The organism is Rhodococcus gannanensis, from assembly GCF_042681175.1.
GTDB lineage: Bacteria > Actinomycetota > Actinomycetes > Mycobacteriales > Mycobacteriaceae > Rhodococcus_G > Rhodococcus_G gannanensis.
In genome coordinates, this window is sequence record NZ_JBHUFB010000008.1 from 39,364 (window position 1) to 65,411 (window position 26,048).

A 26,048-nucleotide genomic window follows, 5' to 3' on the forward strand; every position below is an offset into this window, starting at 1 on the left:
GTTCAACGAGGCCGGGGTGCTCGGCGCCTCCGACGTCCACATCGCGCTGCGGCTCGCCCAGATGGCAGGGGAGGGGTCGGAGCACGCGGTGCTGGCGACGGCGCTGGCGGTGCGGGCCGTCCGGTCCGGGTCGGTGTGCCTGGAGGTCGACGGCCTTCGCGACATCGGTCTGGATGCCGTGGTCGCCGCCGACGGCTCCGAGATCGATCTCGACGCGTTGCCCTGGCCCGACCCGTCGATGCTGGTCGCGGCGCTACGCGCCAGCCCCCTCGTCGTCGGTGGTGCGGCAGGACCGCTGCGGCCGTTGCGGCTCGTCGACACCGCCGACGGTCCGCTGCTGTACCTGGAGAAGTACCACCGGCAGGAGGAAACGGTTCGCCGCATCCTCGACTCCCGCGCAGGAGACCACCCCGACGTCGACGAGGACCGCCTCCGGGCGGTGCTCGCCGAGTTGTTCCCGGCCCGCGAGCCGGACCGGCAACGCGTGGCGGTCGCGGTCGCGGCGACGCATCGGACGGCGGTGATCGCCGGTGGGCCGGGCACCGGCAAGACACACACCGTCGCCAGGGTTCTCGCCGCGCTCCGCCGCCTCCACGGCGACGGCCTGCGTATCGGGCTCGCGGCTCCGACGGGGAAAGCGGCTGCGCGGCTGCAGGAATCGGTGCGGGATCAGGATGCGTCGCTCGGTCTGCCGCAGACCCTCGCCGCGTCGACGGTGCATCGGCTCCTCGGGTGGGGACACAACGGACCGCGCTACAACGCCACCAACCACCTGCCGTACGACGTCGTGGTCGTCGACGAGACGTCGATGGTGTCGCTGACCCTGATGTGTCAGCTGCTCGAAGCGTTGCGCCCGCAGGCCCGTCTCATCCTGGTCGGCGACCCGAACCAGCTGGCGTCGGTCGATGCGGGCGCCGTGCTCGCCGACGTCGTCGACAGGCCGGTGACGGTCGCGGCGAATCCGGTGCTCGACCGGGTTGCCGGATCGGACCTCGACGGGTGGAGCGCGGAGGAGCGGGACCGGTTGCGGGGCGGCATCGTTCGCCTCACCCGCGGCTGGCGTTTCGACCGGGACATCGGAGCGCTCGCCGACGCCGTCCGCGACGCCGACGAGGACCGCGTCGTCGACCTGCTGCGTGCCGGCGGCGACCAGATCGAGTTCCTGGCACCCGCGGACCTCGACGGGCTGCGCCGCCAGATCGTGGAGACGGCCGTGGCGGTGGCTGCCGCCGCCGAGGCAGGCGACGTGGCCGCGGCGTTGGAGCTGTCGGAGCGGCACCGGTTGCTGTGCGCTCACCGCGACGGACCGTACGGCGTCTCGTGGTGGGAGCGGGCATCGCTGGAATGGATCGGTGAGGCCGTCGGGCACCGTCTCGATCCGGACGCCGTCACCGCGGGTCGCCCGCTGCTCGTCACCGCCAACGACTACGACGCGAAGATCTACAACGGCGACACCGGCGTCGTCGTGCGCCGCGGCGACGGCGAACTCGTCGCGGCGTTCGCGCGGGGCGCGGAACCGTTGCTGCTGCATCCGAGCAGGCTGTCGTCCACGCAGTCCGTGTACGCGATGACGATCCATCGCAGTCAGGGCAGCCAGTACGGCACCGTGTCCGTCGTCCTGCCGGACGAGCGCTCGTCGCTGCTGACCCGCGAACTCCTGTACACGGCGATCACCCGCGCCAAGGACAAGGTGCGGATCATCGGCACGGAGAACGCGGTCCGGGAAGGGGTGCGCCGGAAGGTGCGGCGAGCGAGCGGTCTACGGCGAGGCTGAGATGCGGCGAGGCCCCGGCGGACAGTTCGTCCGCCGGGGCCTCGTGCAGGTCTCCGACCCTCTTACCGGCGCCCCTGACGTTCCATTGCCGGGTGCATCCGAGACTGGTGTGTGTCAGTCCTGCGGGATCCCGACGGGGATGGTCTCGCCGAGGTCACCCGCGTCGCCGTGTCCGCAGGTGCAGTCGTCGCCGCAGCCCCCGCCACCGCACACGCCGGCGTAGGTGACGTCGTCGGCGTCGCAGTCGAGGGTGCCGCCGAACCGGGCGGCGAAGTCGTCGTCGAGGGTGTGCGTGAGGTCGTGGAACTCGTCGACCACGTTCAGCAGGTGCTGCGGTGCGAACGGGTCCGCATCCAGGAACGTCGAGGCCAGCAGGTGCTCGCCGTCGAGGACGAAGCGCAGCAGCGGCCACTCGTGAGCCAGCTCGACGAGCTGCTCGGCCGCCTTCGCGCGATCGGTGAGACCGTCGAGGAGCGACGCCCACACGTGCAGCTGCGGCGCGTCCTCCGCGACCGTGACGAACAGGCCGAACCCGTGGACAGGAACGACCACGTCGCCGTCCTCGTCGGTCTCCGGGGCGTCGCCGAGGAACTCTGTGAGGGCCCGAACCGTCAGCGCGAGCAGCTGGTCGTGGTCCTCGGTGGCGATCGCGAAAGCGCCGTCGAGCTGCAGCGGCTGGTCGTTCAGGTCGGTCATCGTTCCTCTTTTGCTGGTCAAACGTGTGTGGTGAACCCGGTCGGGGCGCCGTCCACCGTAGCGCGAACCGGTGAACAGGCGGTTGCCGAGTGACGGACGGAACGGGCAGTTCGCCGGCGGCGGGTCGGCGTGGTGGGCGGTGCCCGCGGCGGAGTGCCCCTCCGCCTGGATCGTCTCGGCCTTGCCGATGTGATCAGCCGTCGCAGTTCTGAAGGTTCAGCTGCGGTGTCACGCGGTCGAGTTCGCGTTCATCGCCGTTGCGCCGGCAGCCGGCGAGCGGCTGGAACTCACAGCAGCGTCCGACAGGCTTCATCCACGATGATCCGGCTGCTCGATCTGGTTGCCGAAGAGGTCGAGTTGGTTCGGACGACGTTGCGCACCGAGCGTGACGACACGCAGTGCCGCGCGCAGCGATGTGACGGTGCGTTCCCAGCCCGTCGACTCATGTGCGCACGCATCCGCCTCGTCGAAGTCACCCGCGTCGTGAGCCTCGTCGGCCCGCGTCTGCCAGGCAACGACCTGCTCCTCGCTGATGTGTAGGTACTCGAGGATGGTGTCGCGGTCGAAGTCGCACACCGTCGCGACCTCCTCGCCGTCGAGGGCATGCGCGCCGTCGGGATCGAGGTGGAGAAGCGTGAGGAGTCCCGCGGGCAGCTCGGCGTCCTGGTCGTCGGAATCGGGCTCGTCCAGACCGGCCCGTTGCGCGCCGAATCGTTCGACGAATTCGTCGTCGACCGTTTCGAGGAATGCGGCCATGCAGTTGAGCTGGTCACTGAGCTGCATCGCCGAGAACGGCGCGGTCGGCAGATCGATCGCGGCATTGACCTGATCGCCGATCAGGATCAGGCGAACGAACGCATAGTCGGAATTCAGCTCGGTGAGCAGTTCCGCGGCTCGAGTGCGCCCGGTGACCGCGGTCAGCAGCGGAACCAGAATGCGCAGCTGCGGCCTCTCCGGATGGGGAAGCACGAAGCCGAGCTGTCCGCCGATCGTGATGACGAAGTCCCCGGCCTCGTCCATGACGGCAGGAGTCCCGTGCTTCCATTCCAGCGCGGCGGAAATCGCGTCCTGAAGTTCGCGATGATCGGCGGGATACTCGACAGGCGGCGGCACGGAGTCCGCGTCGGTGGCAATGCTGTCCGAATGACGTACGAATTCCACCGGGCCCGCTGAATCGCGAGCCTGAATGAAACAGGGATGGTGAATACTGCCGACTTCGCGCAGGAACGACACAGCCAGGAAGGCTGCGCGATCCGCGAAGCGCATCGGAACGTCGATTCGGACGCCGTTCGCCCTGTCGGACGGCCCCCATCCTTGCGCGCTCAACAGATCGAGAAGAGCGGCGTCGGAGGAAAGACCAAGAGATCGAGCGACGCACACGAGGTAACCATCCGAAACTTGGAACTCCACCGTCACCGACAGAGCCGTGAAGTTCGCCGATGCAGCTCCGATGATCAGGTAGTCGGGGCCGCTCATCGCCGCCAACAGGTTGGCGAGGGTGCCGCGAAACTCCCGCCACGAACCCTCGACCGCCGCGTCGAAGGTGCCGGACTGAACCATGATTCCCCCGTTCCTCGTGTGCGGCCAACGGTACGGGGAGGCACCGACAAGCCCCGGTCTGTCGGGATCGGACAGGGGCATCACTCAGTTGAGGCGGCCCGTCACTCTGAAGCAGGGGACAGCCGGCACGCTCGACGGCGTCCGCCTGTGCAGAGGGAACGTCGTGAGCTGCGGGCAGTCGACGTCCTGCAATTCCGATGGAACCGGCGGGGGGCGGCGTGCGTCCAACCGGATGTGGCAGTTCGTGGTGGAGACAGGATGAGGTGGGTGGCGGGCATCGCGTGTGCGGTCGCGCTTGTCGCCGGGTGCGGCACGGGGACGGTCGACGGCGAGGCGCTCACTGACTCGGGGAACGGAGAACCGACGTTCTCACCGTGTGACGACATTCCCGACGAGGCGGTGGCCGGGTTGGGGATGGATCCGGCCAGCGAGTCGAGGGACATCCTCGGTGTCAAAACCCCCGGGTGGAATGGATGTGTTTGGACGACCGACGGTAATAGCTACTTCTTGAGGGTCGAGGCGACGGTCCACCCGATGTCGGAGGTTCGGGGCAGTTCTCTGTTCGAGGAGTTCGAAGATATCGACGTGGGCGGCCGTCCGGGTGTTCAGTTTCGAAGGGCGGCCGACAAGCGTCGAACGGACTGCTATGTCGCTGTGGAGTCGGATGGGGGCGTGGTCTTGACTTCGGTGAAAGAGGGGCGAATCGTCCCCGAGGACCCATGTGCGACCGCACGGGACGCAACACTGGGATTGTCGTCGTGGATTCCGGAGTAGTGGGAGTGCCGGACGAAGTAGTCCAGGACGCGGGCAATTCCGTGTTGCAGTGGGGCAGTCTCGGGCAGGCCGCGGCTGCCGGTCAGCTCCAACTCGGGGATGGCGTAGCGGAGCGGTGCGCGCAGCACTGCTCCCAATTCATCGACAAGTTGGTTCAACTGAAGGAACAAGCGACGACGCTGTCCGTTCGTGGCAGCCTCGGCACTCTTCCAAGTGGTATTGCCGTCGCCGAGAAGTTGAGTTTGCTGGCGGAGGGCGGCGAGTACTCACTCGTTCAGGCCCTGACCGATCACATTGCCGTGGTTACGGAGATGCAGGCGATGTTCCAGCAGATCGGTGCGAACTACGTCGCGACGGAAGAAGCCACTACCGCGGCCGTGGGAAACATCGATCCGCAGGTCTGACCGGCGCGGTTCCGTATCCGCGGCCGTCGGGGGCGCGGATACGGGACCCTTCGACCCACCAATGTTGGTCATGAGAGGTGCGGCCGGCGGCACCGATATGCTGACTCGGCTTCGGTGGGGGAGAGCATCGATCCAGGGGGACAGTGGTGGTGACGAGTACTGACGGCTGCGCGATGTTGCGTGCCGAGATCGACGCGTTTCGTCAGGGGTTCGGGCATCCGGCCGCGCTGACCGCCGCACTACGGGACGCGCTCCTGTTGCTTCCGGTCACCGACGACGACCGGATTCTCACCAGCACTGTCCGCGGCATCGACTGGCTGTGCGTGTTCACCGACGAGGAGCAGTACGCCACGTACCTCGCTGCGCGGGGCGAGACGGTGCCCGCGCGATTCCGGACGTTGTTCGGCCACCGCATCCTCGACGAGATCCTCCCTGGGTTGGCACGACCTACCGGCGTCGTGGTCGACCCCGCCGGCGAGGCACCGATGGCATTTCCGCCGGACGTCGAGCAGGTGGAGGCGTGAGTGACCTCGAGGTCGATCCGCAGGTCCTCGTCCAGGCCGCGGCCGGAATCAACGCGATCACCGACTCCTTGGCCGAACTCGGCATCGGTGAAACCGCCTCGATGGGACGTGGGTTCTCGTTGCTGTCACTGTCGCCACTGGAAGCCGGCGGACACGACGTGCAGGCGTCGTTCGAGGAGTTCGTCGAACGCTGGTCCTGGGGTGTCCGTCACCTGGTGCAGGCGGCGAACTCGATCGCCCGCACTCTCGACCTGAACGCCGGTCGGTACCACGACATGGAGCAGACGGCCGAGACGATGTTCAAGACGGCGTGGACCGACATCTTCGGCAACCCGCACCTGAGCAGCGAGGAGATCGCCGACCGGGACTGGGGCGAGACGTTGGCGGACAACCCGATCAACAACGTCGTGAACGCCGACTACAGCGCCGATTCGTTCGCTGACGCGTACCAGTCGATTCAGGGGAATGCGGCGACCGCGGCCGACGCCGTGACAGGCGATGGGGGAGAACCGCAGTGAGCTGGCTCAGTGACCGGTGGGAGGACGCCAAGGGAGTCGTCGACGAGGTCGGCGACTTCGTCACGGACACAGCTGAATCCGGTGCCGAAATGGTCGGGCAGGTGATCGATGCCGGAATCGACGGCGCGGCGCGGACCGCCCGCAACCTCGGCGCGGACACCATCGCGGACACACTGACCGATCTCGGTGACCGCGTCGCCGACATCACCGGTGGCGCGATCGACGAACTCGAACTCGGTCAGACCGGCGACCCGCGAGACCTCGTGCGCGGCGACGCGGCAGCGATCAACGAGGCCACCACTGTCCTCAACGAACTGGCGTCCAGCATCGCCGGGGTTGGTGATTCCCTCGCGACGATCGACGCTGCCGGCTGGACCGGCAGTGCCGCAGACGCTTTCAACGCTGTCTACGACCAGCAGCCGAGACTGTGGGGCGACGCAGCCGAGGCAATGACAGCGGCTGCGAACAGCCTCACGACGTGGGGCCATGCAGTCGAGGCGGCTCAACGGCGAGCCGCGGACGCGATCGCGTTGTGGAAGGAAGCCGAGCTGGCCGAGGCCGCGGCCGGTGACGACGCCACCGACACCTGGAGCGAAGCCAAGGTCGCGGCCACAGAGATCCTCCGCGGAGCCCGCGCCGAACGCGACGGCATCGCCGGCCAGATCGTGTCCCAGCTGTCTGGGGCCACCGAGATGGCACCGACCGAGCCGCCCTTCACCGACCGCATGTTCGCCAACGCGACCGACCTGTACGGGATGGAGGAGATGGCTCGCATCAACTTCACTTCAGGGCTGGTCACCTCGGTCACCGGGATCGTCGGGTTCGTCCGCCAGGTCAACCCCACCGATAGTTACAACCTGAGTCACCCGGCCGAGTACGCGGAGTCGATGTCGGAGCTGGCGAGCGGGCTGGTCATCGCCGCGTCAGATCCGGGAGCTGTCGTCGAGGCGATGCTGACGGACTTCCGAGAGAATCCGTTCGAGGCGATGGGAAGCCTCACCGGGGATGCACTCCTCACCCTGGCGACCGGTGGTGCCGGGAGTGCCGGATTCGTTGCTCGCACGACGGAGGACATCGTCGACGTCGCCGATGGGCTCGGCGACGCCGCGCGACTCGCCGACCGCCTGCCGGACGGGCATCACCCCGACGTTCCCGACTCGCCCGCTCCGACCACACACGATGCGCCCGTACCCGAGCCGGCTGACGTACCCAACTCGACCGCCGACCACGACACTTCCCCGACATCGGCCGACGCCGGGTCGCCGGACACCGACGTCCGGCACGATCCAGCGCCCACCCCAAGCCAACTCGCCGACGCGGACGGCGGCGCGCATCAGAGCGCGACGGACAGCGGAGTCGAGGCGGACCGCACCGGGCACCAGAACACCGAGGGCGGTGACCCAGTCGACGTTGCGACCGGCGAATTCCTGCTTCCGGAAACCGATCTCGCGTTGCCCGGCGTGCTGCCACTGAGGCTCGGTCGTCGACACAGATCCAACTACCGGTTCGGACGCTGGTTCGGCCCGAGCTGGTCGGCGACACTCGACCTGCGCGTCGTCGTCGAGGAAGCCGGTGTCACGTTCCTCGCCGAGGACGGCGTCATGCTCACCTACCCGCATCCGAAGGTTGACGCGGAGGTGGTGCCGACGTCCGGGCAGCGTTGGCCGCTCACCCGCACCGACACCGGTGGCTACCGCGTCCACGACCCGGACCGCCGGATCACCTGGCACTTCGCGCCGAAGGTCGAACTCGGCGGGGTGGATGTCGCGCTCGGCAACATGTCGATCAGTGCGATCACCGACCGCCATCGCAACCGCATCGTGTTCCACCACGACTCCAACGGTGCGCCGCGGGAGATCGTGCATTCCGGCGGCTACCGGGTGCTCGTGACGGCAGCTGAGGGACGGGTGACGTCGCTGTCCGTCGTCGACGGCGACGAAGCGGTGCAGGTACGCCGCTTCGGCTACACCCACGGTGACCTCACCTCGGTGACGACCGGCGAGGGTGGCGTCACCCGATTCGAGTACGACACCGACGGCCGGATGCTCGCGTGGGTCGACGACAACGGCACCCGCATGGACAACACCTACGACGCGGACGGTCGAGTCGTGCTCCAGCGGGGCACCGCGGGAATCATGAACTGCCGCTTCGACTACACCGACCTGCCCACCGGGCGTATCACCGTAGTCACCGATTCCTCCGGCTCGACCACCACCCACGGCTTCGACTCGGATCTGCGGTTGCGTGATCTGATCGACCCGGTCGGTGGCCACACTCACACCGACTACAACAGCCGACGCGAGCCGCTGCGGGTCCGCACCCCGGACGGCGCCGTCACCGGCTACTCGTACACGCCCGACGGGGACGTCGCCCGCATCACCCGGCCCGACGGCGCAACCGTCGCAGTCGACTACGCGGCACCGAAACAACCTGCCGCTGTGCATCACCCGGACGGCGCGGCGACCCGTCAGTATTGGGACGAGCGCGGCCGACTGGTCGCCGTCACGGACCCTATCGGTGCGCGGACGTCGTACGGGCATCACGACACCGGCGCGATCGCCCGCGTCACCGACCCTACCGGCGCGACCACCCTCGTCGACTGCGACGCGGCGGGGCTGCCGATCGCCGTGACCGATCCGTCCGGCGCCGTGACTCGGATCGACCGGGACGGATTCGGCCGGCCCGTCCGCGTCACTGACCCGACCGGCGCCGTCACCACCCGACGGTGGTCACCCAGCGGCCGGCTGATCGAGGCCACGGATGCCGACGGTGCGACCGAGACGTGGAGCCACGACGGCGAGGGGAATCTCCTCACCCACACGGATGCGGTCGGTGGCGTCACCGCGTACACGTACGGTTCCTTCGACCTGCTTTCGGCACGCACCGACCCGGACGGCACGACCACCACGTACACGTGGGACACCGAGCGGCGCCTCACCGCCGTGACCAACCCGCTCGGCGACACCTGGACCTACCGATACGACTCGGCCGGTCGACTGGTGTCCGAAACCGACTACACCGGAGCGACCACCACCTACACCCGCGACGCGATGGGCAGGCCCGCGACCGTGACGGCCGCGGCCGGCGTCACCCGCGCCCACAGCTACGACCTCCTCGGTCGACTGACCGAGGTGCGCGCCGATACGGGCGAGTTCCGCCGATTCGCCCACGACGTCGCCGGCCGAATCACCGTCGCCGAGTCGGGACTCCTCGATGACGTCGCGCACACAGTCGAACTGGACTACACCGCAGCAGGTCTCGCATCGAGCGAGACGGTGGACGGACGCCGATCGGGGTTCGAATATGACCTCGCCGGCCGACGCACTCGCCGGTCGAGCGCGTCGGGCGGCGACACGACGTGGCGGTGGGATCCGGCGGGACGGCTGTCGACACTCATCACCGACGGCCGCACGGTCGCGTTCACCCATGACCCGCGTGGCATGGCCTCGGGATGGCAGCTCGGCGAGATCGCGGTGGCGCAGTCCCGCACGCCGTCCGGGCGTCTGGCGGCGCGGACCGTGACCGCGCATCCCGTGAAGTCGCTGAACTTCGGGTTCGACTCCGGAGCGGGTGCCGTGACCAGCGTGCTCCGTGAGGACGCGTACGAGTACCGCGCGGACGGCTACCTCACCCGTCACTCCACGGTCGCGAACGACGGGCACCTGAACACCGAGTACGCGCTGGACCCGGCCGGACGGATCACGACCGTTACCCGAGGTGACGGGCAGGGCGAGCGCTACGGCTACGACGCGCTCGGCAACATCACCCAGGTCGATGACGGCCGCCGTGAGTACAGCGGAAACCTGATCACCAGCGACGGACGCACCCGCTACCACCACGACGCCGCAGGCAGGCTCGTGCGCAAGGTCGTGACCCGGATCTCCCGCAAACCCGATGTGTGGCACTACCGGTACGACGCGTTCGACCAGCTGGTCGAGGTAGTCACGCCCGACGGACAGCGCTGGGCATACACCTACGACGCTTACGGTCGCCGGACCACCAAGTCGAAGGTGGCGGACAACGGGCGCGTCACCGAACGGACCCGTTTCACGTGGGACGGCGCACGCCTCGTCGAACAGGACGCCGCGGGCGACGTCACGCGGTGGACGTACCAACCTGGTGGGTTCACCCCGTTGACGCAGTCGCGGGTCGACGCCGAGTTCTTCGCGATCGTCACCGACCTCGTCGGCTCACCGGTCGAACTGGTCGATCCCGACGCCGGCACCGTGAGGGGCTCGGCGTCCGCCGACCTGTGGGGCCGCGCCACCTGGCAGGGGGAGTCGACACCGCTCCGCTTCCCCGGCCAGTACTGCGACGACGAGACCGGCCTGCACTACAACCTGCACCGCTACTACGACCCCGCGCTCGGACGGTACACCTCGCAGGACCCGCTCGGGCTGGCACCGGCGGCGAATCCGAGTGCATACCCCCACAATCCGACGGAGTGGATCGACCCACTGGGGTTGACGCCGGAGGCGTGCGGGCTCCCGGCATCAAGCGCGTCGACACTTGACCGGTTGAACGAAGAACTGTTCGAGAAGCAACTGTATGGAACGGTTCTCGACGATGGGCGACTGCACCCCGACAAGCTGGAATCTCCGATATCAATCATCCCGGGACAAAGCATCAACAATCCGGAGTTCAAGCGCTTGGTGGAAATGAGGGGGGAGGATGTTCGTGAGTGGGCAAAGTATCGCACCGAATCGATACCATGGCAGCACGGTAAAGCCGAGGTTCATTTCTACATGAACGAGCGAACCAAGGAAGTAATGTACGAACTGGACTACAAGTCAAGGATTTCGTGGTCGAAATGATAGTCAGATTGAAGGACGTCGACGGCAGCTCAGGCATCGGTGTCGGTGCTGGATACCCATCGTTGAACAACGGGACATGTCCTGTTCTGCAGATCCTTCTTCTCTCGCAGTCTGAGGTGAAGTACCGGATAGTCGACAGATTTGGTCGAATTTCGTTCTGGCCCGCTGACATGTTCGACATCGTCGACAACACGATTCCGGAGAACTGGGGGGTGTCTCCGGATGGGGGGAACGGTGTGACGATCGGGTACGAACGTCTTGTACGCGTGGGGTTTTGGGAGGACTACTACGATGGGGTACCGGAGGCGGTGGAGATCGTCGACGAGTTGCTGAAGGACCCGAGCTTCCCTGATCCCGACTCGCTTCGGTGATCGTTCTCTGGCTCTTCCCGACTCAGAGTGCGTTGATCCGTTCCTGAAGCTGGCAGGAGTGGATCAGCGACCGCAAGATGTAGTGGTTGAGGTTGCGGAGCCCGAGGGCGATGCCGCGTAGGTGCTCGAGGCGGCCGTTGATCGCCTCCACCGGGCCGTTCGACACCCCGACATCGAAGTAGGCGAGGATCTCGCGGCGGCGTCGCCACAGACTCCGGCCGACGGATGCGGCGTGATGTCGACGGGCCGTTCGAGGAGCTTGCCCTTGTGGAACATGGCGCCGGCCCGCACCACCGCGACCAGGTAACGCATGAGGAGTTGAACTGATGCTGTCGAGCTATGACGATGCCGCGCGGGCGTTGAATGCGTCGCTTCCGGGTGAGGTCCTTCGGGTCGAAGCGTCTCCCGGATTCTTCACGCTGTTCAGTAGCGACTGGCACGTCATCGTCTTTTGTCGCTGGTGGTTGTCCTACCCTGATGCGCGCGTCGTCGACGGTGACTCCTCCGTCGAATCCTCTGCCGCCGAGGTGATCGGCTCGATGGCAGGGCGAATCGCAGCGACGTTCGGGTACGCACCAGACCACCCCGAGGTTGCGTTGCTCGCGTTCGCGGACGGAACTGTTCTCGCAATGGAGACCGATTCCGACTACGAGCCTTGGTCTCTGTACACCCCGCAGGGTTCGTTCACCGCAGCGCTGAGCGACTTCCGTTGAACGGCTTCGGATCCGACGGAGTAGATGGAGGCGTTCGAGGAGCAGGAGGCGGGACATCGTCACCTGTTCGGATGGTCAGGGGGATCGATCGGTGGATAGCGTGTGGGGATCAGGGTTCGGCGCCCTCGACCGGCGTGCGGCGCAGCTCGTCGCGGCCAGCGTCGCAGGCAATGTGGCCGAGTTGTCCGCGTTCAGCGAGTGGCTCGGTGAGCTGAGCGCCGACGACTTGGTGCGCTTCGACCAGCGGGCGCGACGCCGGTGGACCTCGCCGGACCAGCGGGTTCAGATGGAGCGCTGCTGGACCACGGACGTCCTCGCCGCGCACCCGACTGCTGCGATCGCCGCGAGCGTGCTTGCACACGGGCATGTTCGGGAGCGTGCGGTGATCGTCCTCGCGGCCCAGGAAGACGTGTCGGCTGCCCGGACGCTTGCCGTGCGCGCCTGTGACCACGTCGACCCGATCCGGCGTGCGGCGTCCGCCGCGGTGATGTGCCGGCTCGATCTCGATCTGATGCAGGTGATCGTGCCGGTGCTGTTCACGTTGCACAGGTGGAATCGGGGTTGGCGCACGCAGGTGTTCGCTGACTACCTGGCGGCGGTCGAGGAGGTCCACGGCATCGACACCGTGTGGACTCACCTGATGGCCAACAGCGATGTACGTCTGCGGCGCTACGCCCACGAGCACGCACTCGAACTCGGAGTGCTCGGCGTCGAACAGGGCGTTGCCAGGTATGCGAGCGAGCGCGACGTCCTTGTCCAGCGGACGCTCGGCAAGGTGGTCCTGCGGTCGGCCGATCCGGAGGTGGTCGCTCGTCTTCTCCTGCAGGGCAATTCGGCTGCCGACCGTGCTGCCGCCCTAGCCCGCTTCGACGCGGACGTTCTCGCTCGCGAGGACCTCCGCCGACTCCTCGTCGACCGCTCCGCCCTGGTCCGGTTGTGGGCGCGCCGCAGATGGTCGGAGGTCGGCGAGGATCCGGTTACGACATACCGGCAGATCGTCGCCGATGTGGCGCAACCGGCGCGGGCGCGGGCGCTCGCACATCTCGGTCTCTCCGAAGGTGGGCACACGCCGGACGTCGCCAAATGCCGCTCCCTCGCCCGTGATCGTGCGGCGTCGCTGCGGGCGATGGGACTTCGTCTGATGATCGGTCGCGCTGAGTCGGTCGACGTGTCTTGGCTGCTCGATCGCGTCAGTTCCGGCCCGCGTGGCGAGTCACGATGGGCACGTGCCGTTCTCGCTGCCCAGCCGGGACTCTGGACGGTGACCGATGCGGAGCCCATGTGGTCGGCGTACACCCCCGAGACCCGGTGCCGAGCGTGGAAGCTGTGCCGCGCGAGGGGAGGGTGGGAGGCCGTCATCGCAGATCTACGCGCATGCGGGGACACCGACCCACTGCTGCACGGTGCGGGTCGAGCGATCCGCGCCGCGATGGCTCACCATCGGCAGCCGACAGACGACCGACGTGCACGGGTAGCCGAGTTCCTGCCGCAGAGCGGCTTGCCGGATTCCCCGCAGCGGGATGTCGCCGCCCGTGCCGGGCTGTCGTTCGACTGGGCAGTACCGCGGGCGTCGTGATCGATGAGCGAAGGACGTTTGGGGATTCGGTCCGGCCGTGTCCGAGTCGCGGGGAGATGTTGTGACGTATCGGCAGTTCGTCCTGCCGGACCTCGACGAGCTGGCTACCTACGACAGATTGTGCGTCACACCTGTCGACGGTGAGACGGGTGTGGTCGCGATCCGGGCGAACGTGGAGAGTGGGGAGCAGCTCGAACTCGTTCTCGACTCGCTGGGGCGATCGGCCCGGCTCGTCGTGTGGCCCGACGGTGTTCGAGCAGTCGACGTCTATCGGGAGGCCGCGACCTCACTCGCACTCCGGGAGACTCCCGCGGATGTCGTCCTGACCGTCAACTTCGATGTGGGCGAGCAGGCTCGCTGGAGGTGTCGGTCGGCCGGCACGTTCGTGTCAAGGATGTGCTCCTGTTTCGTTGAACGATCTATTGACAGGGAGAAACGTGGGAGACGTGCTGTGCGACTTCGTCGAGGTCGAGCGCGATGGGTGCACGCGGCGGATGCTGCTCGACGGGGTGATCGAAGCCGCTGCATACAGGGTCGTGCGTCACGTGACCCTCGACGTCTTCAACGTGATGATCGACGGAGGATCCGGTGTGGTCGTGATTGGCGACGAACTCGATGTCTCTCGGTCCGAGCAGATCTCGGTCGAAACCTTCGAGACAGCGATCGGTGGGTGGTGACAATGCTGCAGTTCAACGCCGCAGGCCAGTTGTGTCATTGCGGGCGACCGTCGACGCCTGGGCGGAGGCGAACTCGGTGACGGCACACGTCGAGCAACTGTCCCTGTCGGTTTCGGAGTCGGGTGCCACTGATCCCAGGTCGGTGACAGTGGACCTGGACGGACGGACACTGCTCGGATCGTTGACGTTGTGGGAGTCCGGATCGGCGGAATTGCACATGGGGTCGGTTCGTGACGGTCGGGTGACCAGCGAGTCGCTTGGGTGGGCGGACCCCGCCGACGTCGGCCGCCTGTGTGATCGACTGCTCGCCACCGTTCGGCGGTCGGACCGGTGAGGGTGACCATCGCGTCGCCTGCGCTGCGGGCAGGTGACCGGGTCGTGGTCTCGTCGTCGACCAGGGTCGAGTGGCCCGCGGTCTGGCAGGGGGAGTCCGGTGTCGATGCCGGTGCGTCCGTCGACGTCGAGGTCGAGGTTCCTGATCCGGTCGTGGACTGGGATGTCGTAGAAGCCGGCCACGCCATGGCGGGAATCTCGACCGTCCGGGGCCGCGTGACCGTGCGCGGAGTCGTCGCGGCAACCTCGGACAACGGTGTCGTCGTTCTCGATCTGTCACCGGGTGTCACCATGGTCGAACTGGCGGACGAGAGTCGGACGCCTGAGGTAGGTGCGTTCATCGAATTTTCGCCGAGTGCGATTGCACTGTTTCCGACCGGAACATAGATGCCCGCGAACTCGACGGCTGTTGATCGCGAAATGGGGTTCGTGTGACGACACTCGAAAGCTGCTTCTACGAACCCGGACTCGGGTGTGACGGCGCGGGGCTCGAATGGAGTCCGTTCCGGCACGACGATGTACTTACTGCAGGAGTGCGTGGTTGTCGACGTTCGGTGCAATGTCATCGACTCGATAGTCGGAATCATCGTCGATCGACGCACGGGGTTGGACGAGATCGGTGGTGACACCGGACTGATGGTGCTCGAAGGGGTGAGCCGGCTCGACTGGACCGTATCCGCGCCGGTCGGCCGGCCGTACTCACGGTCGATCATGAGCCACCGGATGGTGGTCGACGGTGACCGGTTTGCCGTGAGGTTTCACGTGCAGAAGGCCGTCCTAGACATCGACTTCCGTCGCGGGTACTACCACGAAGGCGACGTCATCGACCTCGACCAGGCGCAACCAGACCTGACCGAGTGGCGCAGTCCGTATCCGAAGACGGAAGTCAAGAATGGGGATCGAGGTTCCGGATCGTGGGTACGGATGCGATCGGCGTCGCGTAACGGCAGGTCCCGAGGACATCGGCTGTTCGAAACACGTGGAGAGGGATCGAAGAGATGAAGTTCGCGGACACCTACGTGTCGCGGGAGCATCGGTTCTCCATCGGCGTCGAGGAGGACTCCGGGCGGAAGTTCGTCTCCATTCCCGTGAGCTCCCGTGCCGTCGACTACGAGTACTACGAGATCGGTGAGGTCGAGTACGGGAGGTTCGTGCGGAACCCGCTCGACGCCCTCGACTTCGTCACCGAGTGCAGGCGCCGTATCAACGACGACCGTCTCATCATCAAGCCCGGATGGAATCGGGGGACACCGGTGTGACGCCGCAGGAAGCCCACCCGCGACCGCTGATCACTGGGACTGACGACGTCGGTTCCCTGTCCGTCAACAGGGCTGCGTGTTCCGAAGTTCCACTGCTACAGCAGTCGTCGGCGAATCTGCGTGCGCTCGACGTGCTCGGTATCGAGACACGGGTGGGCAGCGGATCGCACGCGGCGGGGATGGCAGAAGTCGCCGCGGCCGCGTTGGCGGCGCTGTCGGCTGCGGGCTCGTTGCGCCTGTCCCTGGTCGCGGTGTCCTGGCCTGGTACGCCACCCAACCGACTGGCGGCCACGATGGCTCAGCGGAACCGGCTGTGGCGGCAGTGGGAGAGCGATGCCGTCGTACTTCCGCGCGGCCGTCGCCACGACTTCCCGATGGGGCGCGACGACGGCAAGGTGCAGTTTGCCGGCTGGATCGACTGCGAACTGGAAGAGCTGGGCGCGGCCGTCGAGGTGACGCGCACTCGTCCCGCGCTGTGCGTGCTGCATCCCGAATCCGATGCCTGGTGTGGACGTATCGGCGACGCGCTCCGCGGGCTGGAGGAGTGTGCGTCCGACCGGGGTGACCTGCTGCGCGCGTTCATTCCGGCCGCCGAGGACGGTGCGATTCTGCTGCGCGGCTTCGGGGAGTTCGACGACCACGTCGCCGGTATCGACCTGTATGCAGGCACTGGGACTATCGATGCGGTGGCAAGGTTGCTGATGTCGGCGTCGGTGGAGGAGTGAGGGGAAGTCGTGGAATCTGTTGACAGGACGGAACCCGCTGTGCCGGGAGTGGATGGGAAGATCCGATGGACCGATGTGCGTGTCGTCCAAGGGAAAGTCGGCGGACTGGCACTCGAACCGGCTGCTGCGCGTGTCGCGGGGCGAGTGGTGGCCGAGCACGCGGGTCCGCTCATCGAGTTCCGGCGCGGTTCGCGCGACGCGGTCACGACCATCTTCCGGCGCCGACTGCGGCACAGCGCTGAGCGTGGCCACCACGTACCCGGTCTGGTTGAGTTCGCCGCGCGCCTCGAAGTGGCCGGTGGCGATCGGGTATGGATGGCGTACTTGTCGAGTGGTGACAACACGGTCTCCATCTGGTTCGACGATGCCGAGGAAGTGCTCGGATGCCTGGTTCATGGGCCCTTGGCCACCGAGTAGCGCGAACCGCGCCGCGGCGCGCAGTTCAGGGGCGACCGTGTACCGTCGCGAGTCTTCATGAGTAAGGGGGCACGCGTTGAGCTGGGTGGATCTCCTCACCGACGCCAGGGGGCTGGGGCCGTGTTCGGTGGTATCGATCCGCCGCTCGGAACGGTCGAGCTGAGCGAGGTGCGACTGGACCGACGCGCGGCGTCCCTGCTTCTGCGGTTCGACCTTGCCAACTATCCGGAGAATCCGCCGGCGAAATGGGTTGCGCAGGAGTCGAACACCATTCAGCTCGAGCTCGAGTTCTCCACACTGCGCAGCGTGACGATCGACGGGTGGGGCACGGAGATGGAGGCCCATCTCGAGGTGGTCCGGAATGCCGAAGGGCTGATCGAGCTGACGTGCGGGGAGGCCCCCCGGATCAAGGCGACCGCCGAGTGGCTGCGGATCTCGAAGATGTCGGCCTATCACCGCCGGACCACGCCGTGGCCGTGCGGATGAGCGAAGCGGTGGGACACGGGCGTCATCACCAGCAATGGATGGACTGGGGGAGAACATGATCGTGAAGCTGAAGGATCTGGACCTGATTCCCACGAGCCGTGCCGGTGCGCGGTACCCGAAACTGAAGGATGACATCTGCCCGGTCCTGCAGATGCTCGTCCTGCCGCCTGGTTCAGTCGACTATCGGATCGTCGATCGGAACGGTGGGATATCCGTATGGCCCGCCGAGATCTTCGACATCGTCGACAACCGCACCCCCGACTCCTGGGGCGTCACCTCTGACGCAGGCAACTGCGTCACCATCGGATTCACGGCGGTCGCCCATGTCGGGTTCTGGGAGTATTACTACGACGGTGCTCCGGGAATCGAGGAGGTTGTCGATCAGGTGCTGAAGGGCTTGAGATGAGTGGCGGGCCGCAGCTCGTGACAGGGGACTCGGTGGTGTCCTCCGTCGGGCCTGGCTGCACGTGGGGGTCGACGTCGACGTGCCCGCCCTGGTCGATTTCGCCGAAGCGCGCGGAGGTCGGGTCGTCGTCCTCGACGGCTCTGCACTCGCGGCTGCCGAGGACGTATTCGATTGCTACGCTGCGACCTTCGAGTTCCCCGGGTACTTCGGTCGGAACTGGAACGCCTTCGACGAATGCCTCACAACCCCGTCCGGTCGCCCGACTGCGATCCATCTGACGGTGATCACCGGAGCCGAGGACCTTCTCGTCGACGCTCCCCACGAACTCGAGGTGTTCGTTCGCCTGCTCGACGAGGCCGGACGGTCCTGGTCGCGAATGCTTGGACTCGGTCCCGAGTGGGGCGCCGGCGTGGTCGCGTTCAACACCGTGCTCGTGTGCACGAGTAGCGACGGTGCCGAGCAACTGCTGAATGCGCGGTCGTCGGAGAACCCGGGACCCACCTCGTAGCCGGCTCGGTCGGTCATTGCCGTCAGCTTCCCGCGTGTAGTGGACGCCCACATCTCGAACGTACGCAAGGTGCGGCTTCGACCATCTCATCGCGAGCCGCCTCGGGTGGTTCTCGACCAGGCAGGATTTGGCTTCGTTCGATTCGGTGGAACCTGCGGGGTCCCTGGTGCGTCCAACCAATCGTGGCGGTACATCGTGTGAGCGGAATCAGATTGGCGGCGGGTGTCGTGTGTGCGGCGGCGCTGGTTGCGGGGTGCGGCAATGCGACGGTCGAGGGTGAGGCGCAGTCGGCGCCTGAAGCCACCGATCCGGTGTTCTCGCCGTGTGACGACATACCCGACGAGGCCGTGGCGGCTCTGGGGATGGATCCGGCGAGCGAGTCGCGGGACATTCTCGGCGTCAGCACCCCGGGATGGAAGGGATGTGTCTGGAGGCACGACAGTCGCAGTCACTTCCTGAGGATCGAGGCGACGGTCCACCCGCTATCGGAGGTACGGGAAAATCCCGTGTTCGGGGAATTCGAGGATGTCGAGGTCGGCGACCGCGAGGGGGTTCAGTTTCGGATGGTCGCGGACAAGGGTCGAACGGGTTGCTATGTCGCTGTGGAGTCGGACGGGGGTGCGGTGTTGATTGCTGTGAGAGAGGGCCGGACGGTACCCGATGATCCGTGCGGGATTGCCCGTGCCGCGACGCTCGGGCTGTTGTCATGGATTCCGGAGTAGTGGGAATGTCGGACGAAGTAATTCCCAACCCGAGCGATTCGGTCTTGCGGTGGGCAAGTCTCGGTCAGGCTGCTGCGGCGGGTGAGCTGCAACTCGCGGATGGTGTGGCGGAGCGGTGTGCGCAGCACTGTGACCGCTTCATCGAGAAGCTCGAGATCCTCAAGGAGCAAGCAATGACGCTGACGGTTCGGGGTAGTTTCGGCACGCTTCCGAGTGGGATCGCGGTCGCGGAGAAGCTGAGTTTGTTGGCGGTCGGTGGCGAGTACTCGATGGTTCAGGCGCTGAGCGATCACATCGCCGTCGTCACGGAGATGAAGGCAATGTTCATGCAGATCGGTGCGAGCTATGCGGCGACGGAGGACGCGAATGCGGCGTCCTTCGGCAGTATCGAATCCGAACTCTGACCACAGCTGATTGCCCGAGTGGAACCCCAGTGGTGGTCGGCGCGTCCAATCAGCGTCAATCGACCCCGCGCTCGACCTCAAGTCACTCGTTCTAAGGTCGTCGTCGAACATGCCCGCAATATGTCGGACCTCCCCTTCGACATAAACCTCTGGTATCATCTCGCCGCCACCGAGACGAAAGTCGCGGTCGAAATCAACAGGCTCGAGGCGTTCGTAGACGCCAAGTCGCCACGAATAACCATGATGCGTGAAGTGCGCGGATCGCTGTCGCGGCTGATGACGTTCGTCATTGCGAATGGGCTCGCGCCGCGTGAGATTGCCGCAGGGGACGAAAAGCGCGCGGGCGTGGCCAATGCGGAAACGGTATCGGCCGCGCCGAACTGAGCCAGTGGATTGTTCCCGATCTGTAGCGGGGCTGGTTGCTCGGCGGAGGGCAGCGACACGGCTGCCCTCCGATTGCACTCGGCGGCGCACGGTGAGCTGACACGGGACGAAGCCGCCATACCGGGCTCCCATCCACGCGAAAGAGTCCGAATCGCGATGGGTACCTGAATCCCGTGACGCTGATTCTTCGAATGGAGACACCCGCCGTCGGACCGCCAGGGAGAGGCGGATGTCATCAACTGATCATGGCGTGATTGCAGCCTGTACCGCGATTCTCCGGTACGCGGCCTCCAACTGATTGACTCGGGCACGCCCTGCCGCCGTGTCGAGTGCGCCGCGTCGCTTCTCGTCGTTAATCCTGGCGCGCAGCTTGGCGAGTTTGTGCGTGACCGTTGGGGTACGGGTGTTTCTGATTTTGCTGTGGTTGGCGTTCGCCGCCTCCTTGGGTGAAGTGCGCTGTGAGGAAGCTCCCTTGGTCTTCTTGCCCGCGGACTTCGGCTCTGGTCTTGGCCGCTTGGCTTTGGTTGGTCGCTTCCAGGCCGCGTTCAGTTCCCGCCGAGCAGCAGCCGCCGACTCGCGATGGTGTGCCTCGTCGGTCGACTCGGAGTCGAGTGAAGCTCCCAGTGGACGCAATCCGTGTGCCCCCAGGAAGCGCGCAGCGTCCGCAATCTTGTCCTCCAGTCGCTTGCAGCGGCCACATCGCGCAGGCGCGCCATTCTGAGGCTTCTTGGCTGATCCGCCACACCATCCGCACGCAGTCCCGGCCTTCTTTCCTTTTGCCCTCTGCACGAGACTTTTTCCGGTCTTGGGGTTAGCTTTGGGGCCGGATTCCTTATTGCCCTCTGGGTCCCACACGCCCGCGCTCTTGACGTCGCGTCCGCCAGTGCGGGGCGTGCGCGCCTTCGACTCTGGGTTGCCGCTGTGCAGGTAGACACCGGTGCGCCTCAATTGGGCCACGGTCTGTTCTCCAGTCCTATTCCGACGGGCTCCCCAACAGTTCGGACTTCTTCCCACTCCACGTCACCACGAGCGCATCCCGTGCCCGGCTCGCGGCGACGTACAACAGCGACCGCTCTCGCAACATCGCCTCGTCCCGCTCCTCTTCGGGGACGGAACGGAGGGTGGCGGCGGACGGGACGTGGGCGTGGTCGACGCCGGCGAGAATGACGCGGGAGAACTCCATGCCCTTAGACCGGTGCATGGTGAGCACCTGCACGTGGCCGGGGGCGGCGGGGTTGCTGTCGAGTGCGCGTGCGTCGATGCCGCGTTCGCCGAGTGCCCGCACGAACTGGCTGCGATCGGCCTGGCCTCGGGTGAGGACGGCGACCGTGGACGGGTCGACGGCGGGCTCGTCGGAGCCCTCCTCCGGCGTGATCCACGACCGCACGAGGTCGGCAACCTTGTCGAGTTCGTCAGCGGCATCAGTGCATTCGACCAGCTGCGGGTTGGGGCCCAACCGAACGGACCGGTACTCGGCTGTCGATTCTTCGCCCTGTTCCAGGTCCTTGTACTCGGCGCCGGACAGGATGCTGACCGCGAAGTGCAGGTTCTGGGCTGTGGTGCGGTAGTTGAGGGTCAGGCGTCGTGCCCGTCCGACGATCTTGATCCCGAACCGCGACAGCACCACCGGCTGACCGTAGATCCGCTGATGCGAGTCCTCCGCGATGAAGAGGTCGTTCGCGCCCTCCGCGACGAGGTTCCGCAACAGCGCCCAGTGGGTGGCGTGCAGATCCTGCGCTTCGTCGACGAGCACGTGATCCGCGAAGTGGCCCTTGCTCTTCTCGGCCCGCAGTCTCAGCTGCTCGGCGGCGAGGGCAAGCACCTCGGGGAAGCTGAGGCTGCCGTCCATTCGGGCCTGTCGGCGGTATGCCTCCACCAGCTTCCACACGGCGATCCGCTGAGGCCGGCTGAGCCGTACACCCCGACCGGGGCGGGCGACCTTCGCGTACTGCTCGAGCGTGGTCACCTTGTTCGCGAGAACGACGGCGACGTATTCGTTTTCCAGGAAACCCGGCGTGGCGAGCTTGGCGTCGAGGCCGCTGCTCACCGACTGGGCCACGTCGCGCCACGTCTTGTCGATGTTGGTCCGGAGGTGGGTGAGTTCCGCGCCGCGGTACCCGAGCACGTTCTCGGCGGCGTCGGCGATGTCCCCGGACTGGTTCAGGACGGCGTTACCGAGGGCGTCGATCCCTCCGACGTAGATGCCCGGCTCGCCGAGTCGGTCCGCGATAGCCACATTGGGGTCGAGCGTCAGCAGCGCGGCCTTGAGGTCGGTGGCGAGGGTCTTGTTGTACGTGGTGAGCACGATCCGTGCAGTCGGGTCGGCCTGGGCGAGACGACGTGCTCGATGGATCGCGACGACGGTCTTGCCCGTGCCGGCGCCACCCGACAGCCGGAACGCTCCATTGTGGTTCTGCTCGACGTACTTCCGCTGCTCGGGGTGCAGGAAGGTGCGCCATGCGGCGAAGTCGCCGCCTTCGATGACGCGGCGCAGCTCCTCGTTGTCTTCGACGAACGTGAACTGCATCTTCGATGCCGGCTGCTCGAGCGCCTTGAGGATCTGCTCGTCCTCGTCGAGTGCGTCGTCGACGGGGATGTCGGAGAAGCCGTGCTTCTCCCGGATCGTGTCGATGTGCAGGCCGGTCGCAAGGTCGAGGAGGGCACTGCCCTGCCAGCCGACGGCGTTGGCCGCGATGTCGAGGAGCGTGTCCTCGTCGGTGGCGTTGTAGGCACGCTCCGCGAGGTCAGGATCGAGACCGAGCCGGCCGGTGAGGTCGGCGAGGCTGAAACGCTCCGCGAGGTACGACTTCGTCTGCGCCTTGATCGCACGATCGAGTTCTCCCCGCGGGTCGGGGACGACAGTGCGCTTCTTGCGGTCGTTCTCGCCGTCGAGCTCTCCGATGATGCCCTCGAGGACACCGTTGATCGGGTTCACCCGCAACCGGGAACGTTCGGCGAGCTTGTTGGCCTCGTCGTGCGGCCAGGTGCCCATGTAGATGAAGGTCGGGTCGTCGCCGAGCTTGTCGTCGATCTTGAACAGAATCGCTCGGAAGTGAAGGTCCACCCTTCCCGTGCGGACGCGGGGGTCGACGGCAGCGTTGAGCGGCTCGATATGGAGGCCAGGGGAGGTGTGGTCGGCGGAGAGCTTCTCGATGAACGCCCACACCTTGTTCTTGATCGAGCCGTCGAGCTTCGGCATCGCCTTGCTGTTCGACGCGATGACCAGATTCGCCACCTAGATCACTCCGTTCTTCATCGCTGCCGCGATCCGTGCTGCATCGGGCGGGCAGAGCGTCCAGCCCGCTTCGGACATCATGGTTGCCGTGCTGTCGTCGGGGTTGAGAATCACTCCGACCCGGGCGTCGACCCACGCGAAGTCGACGACCTCGCCGTCGTTGAATTCGTGGCCGGCGGTCGGCACAGGCATGTCGGTTGCGGCGAGGGCGATCACCAGCTGCTTCTCGACGTCGGAGACGGTGGCGTCGAACAGTTCCTGCCACCGTGGGGCGAGCGTAGTTGCGGCAGCGGTGCCGGACTGATCGGCGCTGCCTGTGCTGACTACAGGGTCCGACGTCAGTGCGTTCAGCCACCGCACGACAGTGCCTGAGGCGATCAGTCGATGGAACTGGGGCATCATGCCCTCGACCTGGAACATCATGCTCAGGGCGGCGAGAACGTCATCGGCCGTCGCCTTCTCGATGAAGGAATCGGTCTCCAGGTCGGGCAGGTTCTTGCCCGGAAGTGCCGCCTGCGGATTCGCGACAGTGAACTTCGCGAACGCGGTGGTGAACTCGGCGCGGAGATCACGGGTGTCATCGGCCGTGACGGCAGAGGATGAGAATTCCTCCATGCTGGGCATGAACTTCGTCAGCTCCGCATACGGGCCGGGTTCGTCGATGGGGACCTCGGGCTCGAGGGAGTCGGTGTTGCGGAGCGTGAAGACCAAGTCTTCGGTGTCCACGTCGAGGTGGTTGAACAGCTTCCGGAGGACCGCCAGCTTCGATCTGGTGGAGGTCGAGGTCACGACCGTCAGGCCCGGAACCGCAAGGGATTCACCGGCGGAGACTTCGTGCGAATCCTCAACCACGGAGAAGTCGTTCGATTCTCCGGCGTAGGCGAAGACCTCCTCGCGTCGTTCGTCGACGAGTAGACGGATCACGTCTACGAAGGCGTCCTTCCAGCTTGCGACCGTCTTGCGTGTGTCGCCGTACTCGAACGATACGATCACGCGGTTGGTGAAGGACTCGTCGTCGCCCATCGGTACCGCCGGCAGCGGCGGCGCATACGGCTCGAAATCCGTGGCCGGCAACGGCCAGTACTTCAGTGCCACGGCGGTCAGTTCCCGGGTTCGCTCCTCGAGCTGCGACACCGTCCACACCTCGGATGCCTTCAGCAGGGCGTTGAGTCGATAGGGCGAGGCGTCGAACCCGTTGTCGCGCTTCTTCTTGTCCGCGAACGCGGAGTTGGAATAGCTGGAGTTGTAGCCGGTCACGGTCAGATTGCCGATGCGGTTGCACCAGGTGGCGTGGATCTCTTCGGCGTCGGGGCCCAGGTCCTTCCGCCATGCCGCCGTCAGCGTCTGCGGCATGATGTGCTCGATGCTGATCGACTGGGTTTCCAGCGCCTTGGCGATATCGTGGGTGTCGTTGGACCAGTTGTTTTCTAGGCATTCGAACAGGTAGCTGCGGTTCTCGCCCTTGACGTTGTACAGGTTGCGGGTCGCGAAAGACTCCTTGAACTCATCGTCGTTCGGGAACCGACCGGTCGCGGCCCGTCGTCGCAGCGAATACCCCAGCACGTCTGAGAACCGGTCTCCTGCGCCACGGAGACGGTGAATTTCGGAGTACAGGGTGGCGAAGATCTTGTTGAGTCCGTGAGTCGGAATACCGCTGATGAAACGCCGGAACATGTAGGTATCGAGAATCTCGACGACTTTGGTGAAGTCCTGGGCTGTGACCGTGCCGGACTTCACCTCGCCGAGCAGGGGCATCGTAAGCGGCAGCGTCACATCGTGCTTCACCATGTTGAAGCGACGCAGTCGCTTGTCCGCAGCGGCGATGCCGGTGCTGGCGCTGTTGAGCTCGTGGCTGTACTCGGCGTAGTCGCGCATCTCGGAGAGGATTTCGCGGGTGCTGGCCTTGGCGTTCTTCTGATAGTCGCGGAACGCCTCGTACACCGCGTCCTGCCGGGGCGTCTTGCCGGTCTTGGAGACCAGGTAGAAGCGGATGAACCAGTCGGTGCGGTACTCAACGGCCTTCTCGATGCGGTTCCAGTAATTCTCGTACAGGTCCTCTTGCTCGTGGCTCGGCTGGTGCATCAGCACCACGTTGCGGATCTTGTCGGCTTCGCTGAGCTCCAAGCCGGTCGAGTTGATGCTCTCGAAGATCCGCTGGGGATCGTCCTGCTGCTCCAGGTCCAGCGCCATCACCTGCAGGCGGAAGATGGCGTCCCAGATTTGGTCACCGTCGAGTTCGCCGCCGCCGATCCGCTCGCGGAAGTACCGGTAGTTGGCAGTGATGGTGGACGCCTCGATCGGAGTGTCTCCGCGCAGGAGGCGGCTGTAGGCGTCATTGTCGTTCTTGACCGGTTTGAGCTTGAATTTGATCGCGTCGTTCCTGGACTTGAGGACGAGATAGCTGTCGCGGATATCGGACGCCAGGTTCGGATCTTGGGAGGAAACGGTGCCGTCGTCGAGTGCGTGGACGAGCGCCAGCATCAGCAGGCTGGTGGTGGTCAGCCGCTGTTGGCCGTCGATCACGACGTAGGTGAAGGATGTCTCCGGGTTTCCCACGATCGCGCCAAAGAAGTGCGTTTTGCGGTCCTCGCGGATGATGTCGACCAGATCGTCGAAAAGCCTGGCGCAGTGCTTGAGCTTCCAGTCGTAGTTGCGCTGGTACACGGGGATCAGCAGGTGCTTGCTGTTTCCGTCGAAGAGTTCGGTGATCCGACTGATGCTGCCCTTCACTGCCTACCTCTTCTCCGAGACCCGTAATGCTTACCTGT

General features: G+C 66.0%; 25 protein-coding genes and 1 pseudogene. 20 read left to right on the plus strand and 6 right to left on the minus strand.

From position 1 onward, the window contains the following. The coding region (gene recD, locus ACFSJG_RS05980) for an exodeoxyribonuclease V subunit alpha (protein WP_378484300.1) at positions 1-1,774 on the plus strand (1,774 nt) is incomplete at its 5' end. A gap of 114 nt (positions 1,775-1,888) precedes the next feature. Here the strand turns inward: recD and ACFSJG_RS05985 are convergent. Both ACFSJG_RS05985 and ACFSJG_RS05990 read right to left on the minus strand, forming a co-directional pair. After that, positions 1,889-2,470, minus strand: a complete 582-nt coding sequence (locus ACFSJG_RS05985) for a T3SS (YopN, CesT) and YbjN peptide-binding chaperone 1 (RefSeq protein ID WP_378484301.1) — start codon at positions 2,468-2,470, stop codon at positions 1,889-1,891. A gap of 309 nt (positions 2,471-2,779) precedes the next feature. After that, the gene (locus ACFSJG_RS05990; RefSeq protein ID WP_378484302.1) at positions 2,780-4,111 is read right to left on the minus strand and encodes a T3SS (YopN, CesT) and YbjN peptide-binding chaperone 1; all 1,332 of its coding nucleotides are present in this window, start codon (positions 4,109-4,111) and stop codon (positions 2,780-2,782) included. 186 nt (positions 4,112-4,297) lie between these two features. Between ACFSJG_RS05990 and ACFSJG_RS05995 the strand changes: the two genes are divergently transcribed. The 6 genes from ACFSJG_RS05995 to ACFSJG_RS06020 all read left to right on the plus strand — a co-directional run bounded on the left by ACFSJG_RS05995 (position 4,298) and on the right by ACFSJG_RS06020 (position 11,435). Further along, a complete protein-coding gene (locus ACFSJG_RS05995; protein WP_378484303.1) occupies positions 4,298-4,804 on the plus strand; it encodes a DUF3558 domain-containing protein in 507 nt (168 codons plus the stop codon). Between the two features lie 5 nt (positions 4,805-4,809). Then, entirely contained in the window at positions 4,810-5,208 is a 399-nt protein-coding gene (locus ACFSJG_RS06000) for a hypothetical protein (protein ID WP_378484304.1), read from the plus strand. 149 nt (positions 5,209-5,357) lie between these two features. Continuing rightward, positions 5,358-5,732, plus strand: coding sequence for an SseB family protein (locus ACFSJG_RS06005; RefSeq protein WP_378484305.1), 375 nt, complete (start codon positions 5,358-5,360; stop codon positions 5,730-5,732). Continuing rightward, complete coding sequence (locus tag ACFSJG_RS06010) at positions 5,729-6,250, plus strand: hypothetical protein (RefSeq protein WP_378484306.1); 522 nt, start codon at positions 5,729-5,731, stop codon at positions 6,248-6,250. The genes ACFSJG_RS06005 and ACFSJG_RS06010 overlap by 4 nt, the downstream gene beginning before the upstream one ends. Next, positions 6,247-11,064: a putative T7SS-secreted protein gene (locus ACFSJG_RS06015; protein ID WP_378484307.1), complete on the plus strand. Its 4,818-nt coding sequence runs from the start codon at positions 6,247-6,249 to the stop codon at positions 11,062-11,064. The genes ACFSJG_RS06010 and ACFSJG_RS06015 overlap by 4 nt, the downstream gene beginning before the upstream one ends. Further along, positions 11,052-11,435, plus strand: coding sequence for a DUF3696 domain-containing protein (locus tag ACFSJG_RS06020; RefSeq protein WP_378484308.1), 384 nt, complete (start codon positions 11,052-11,054; stop codon positions 11,433-11,435). Before ACFSJG_RS06015 ends, ACFSJG_RS06020 begins: the two co-directional genes overlap by 13 nt. A gap of 22 nt (positions 11,436-11,457) precedes the next feature. On the opposite strand, the pseudogene ACFSJG_RS06025 reads toward ACFSJG_RS06020, so the two are convergent. Then, positions 11,458-11,658 (minus strand): annotated as a pseudogene (locus tag ACFSJG_RS06025) (transposase); the annotation flags it as partial. 103 nt (positions 11,659-11,761) lie between these two features. On the opposite strand from ACFSJG_RS06025, the gene ACFSJG_RS06030 reads away from it, so the two are divergent. The 13 genes from ACFSJG_RS06030 to ACFSJG_RS06090 all read left to right on the plus strand — a co-directional run bounded on the left by ACFSJG_RS06030 (position 11,762) and on the right by ACFSJG_RS06090 (position 20,045). Beyond that, positions 11,762-12,148 carry a hypothetical protein gene (locus tag ACFSJG_RS06030; protein ID WP_378484309.1) on the plus strand — a complete coding sequence of 129 codons (387 nt, stop codon included), beginning with the start codon at positions 11,762-11,764 and terminating at the stop codon, positions 12,146-12,148. 91 nt (positions 12,149-12,239) lie between these two features. Next, positions 12,240-13,724 (plus strand): hypothetical protein, encoded by a 1,485-nt coding sequence (locus ACFSJG_RS06035; RefSeq protein WP_378484310.1) that lies wholly within the window; start codon positions 12,240-12,242, stop codon positions 13,722-13,724. A gap of 437 nt (positions 13,725-14,161) precedes the next feature. Next, complete coding sequence (locus ACFSJG_RS06040) at positions 14,162-14,401, plus strand: hypothetical protein (RefSeq protein WP_378484311.1); 240 nt, start codon at positions 14,162-14,164, stop codon at positions 14,399-14,401. Positions 14,402-14,731: 330 nt separating this feature from the next. Then, positions 14,732-15,121 (plus strand): hypothetical protein, encoded by a 390-nt coding sequence (locus ACFSJG_RS06045; protein ID WP_378484312.1) that lies wholly within the window; start codon positions 14,732-14,734, stop codon positions 15,119-15,121. A 611-nt stretch (positions 15,122-15,732) separates the two neighbouring features. After that, on the plus strand, positions 15,733-15,993 hold the full coding sequence (locus ACFSJG_RS06050; RefSeq protein ID WP_378484313.1) for a hypothetical protein: 261 nt from the start codon (positions 15,733-15,735) through the stop codon (positions 15,991-15,993). A gap of 179 nt (positions 15,994-16,172) precedes the next feature. Further along, on the plus strand, positions 16,173-16,718 hold the full coding sequence (locus ACFSJG_RS06055) for a hypothetical protein (protein WP_378484314.1): 546 nt from the start codon (positions 16,173-16,175) through the stop codon (positions 16,716-16,718). Between the two features lie 147 nt (positions 16,719-16,865). Continuing rightward, on the plus strand, positions 16,866-17,135 hold the full coding sequence (locus ACFSJG_RS06060) for a hypothetical protein (RefSeq protein WP_378484315.1): 270 nt from the start codon (positions 16,866-16,868) through the stop codon (positions 17,133-17,135). 120 nt (positions 17,136-17,255) lie between these two features. Next, entirely contained in the window at positions 17,256-17,621 is a 366-nt protein-coding gene (locus ACFSJG_RS06065; protein ID WP_378484316.1) for an Imm50 family immunity protein, read from the plus strand. Between the two features lie 55 nt (positions 17,622-17,676). Then, the gene (locus ACFSJG_RS06070; protein ID WP_378484317.1) at positions 17,677-18,027 is read left to right on the plus strand and encodes a hypothetical protein; all 351 of its coding nucleotides are present in this window, start codon (positions 17,677-17,679) and stop codon (positions 18,025-18,027) included. A 61-nt stretch (positions 18,028-18,088) separates the two neighbouring features. Beyond that, on the plus strand, positions 18,089-18,535 hold the full coding sequence (locus ACFSJG_RS06075; RefSeq protein ID WP_378484318.1) for a barstar family protein: 447 nt from the start codon (positions 18,089-18,091) through the stop codon (positions 18,533-18,535). Positions 18,536-18,732: 197 nt separating this feature from the next. Further along, a complete protein-coding gene (locus ACFSJG_RS06080) occupies positions 18,733-19,257 on the plus strand; it encodes a DUF3558 domain-containing protein (protein WP_378484319.1) in 525 nt (174 codons plus the stop codon). Positions 19,258-19,262: 5 nt separating this feature from the next. Continuing rightward, a complete protein-coding gene (locus ACFSJG_RS06085) occupies positions 19,263-19,661 on the plus strand; it encodes a hypothetical protein (RefSeq protein ID WP_378484320.1) in 399 nt (132 codons plus the stop codon). 120 nt (positions 19,662-19,781) lie between these two features. Beyond that, positions 19,782-20,045, plus strand: coding sequence for a hypothetical protein (locus tag ACFSJG_RS06090; protein ID WP_378484321.1), 264 nt, complete (start codon positions 19,782-19,784; stop codon positions 20,043-20,045). A gap of 243 nt (positions 20,046-20,288) precedes the next feature. Here ACFSJG_RS06090 and ACFSJG_RS06095 read toward each other — a convergent pair whose 3' ends face one another. Genes ACFSJG_RS06095 through ACFSJG_RS06105 form a run of 3 tightly spaced genes read right to left on the minus strand, consistent with a single transcriptional unit; the run spans position 20,289 to position 26,010 of the window. Then, positions 20,289-21,002: a hypothetical protein gene (locus ACFSJG_RS06095; RefSeq protein WP_378484322.1), complete on the minus strand. Its 714-nt coding sequence runs from the start codon at positions 21,000-21,002 to the stop codon at positions 20,289-20,291. Between the two features lie 16 nt (positions 21,003-21,018). Beyond that, complete coding sequence (locus tag ACFSJG_RS06100; RefSeq protein WP_378484323.1) at positions 21,019-23,280, minus strand: 3'-5' exonuclease; 2,262 nt, start codon at positions 23,278-23,280, stop codon at positions 21,019-21,021. Beyond that, the gene (locus ACFSJG_RS06105; RefSeq protein WP_378484324.1) at positions 23,281-26,010 is read right to left on the minus strand and encodes a DUF262 domain-containing protein; all 2,730 of its coding nucleotides are present in this window, start codon (positions 26,008-26,010) and stop codon (positions 23,281-23,283) included. Positions 26,011-26,048: the final 38 nt, after the last annotated feature.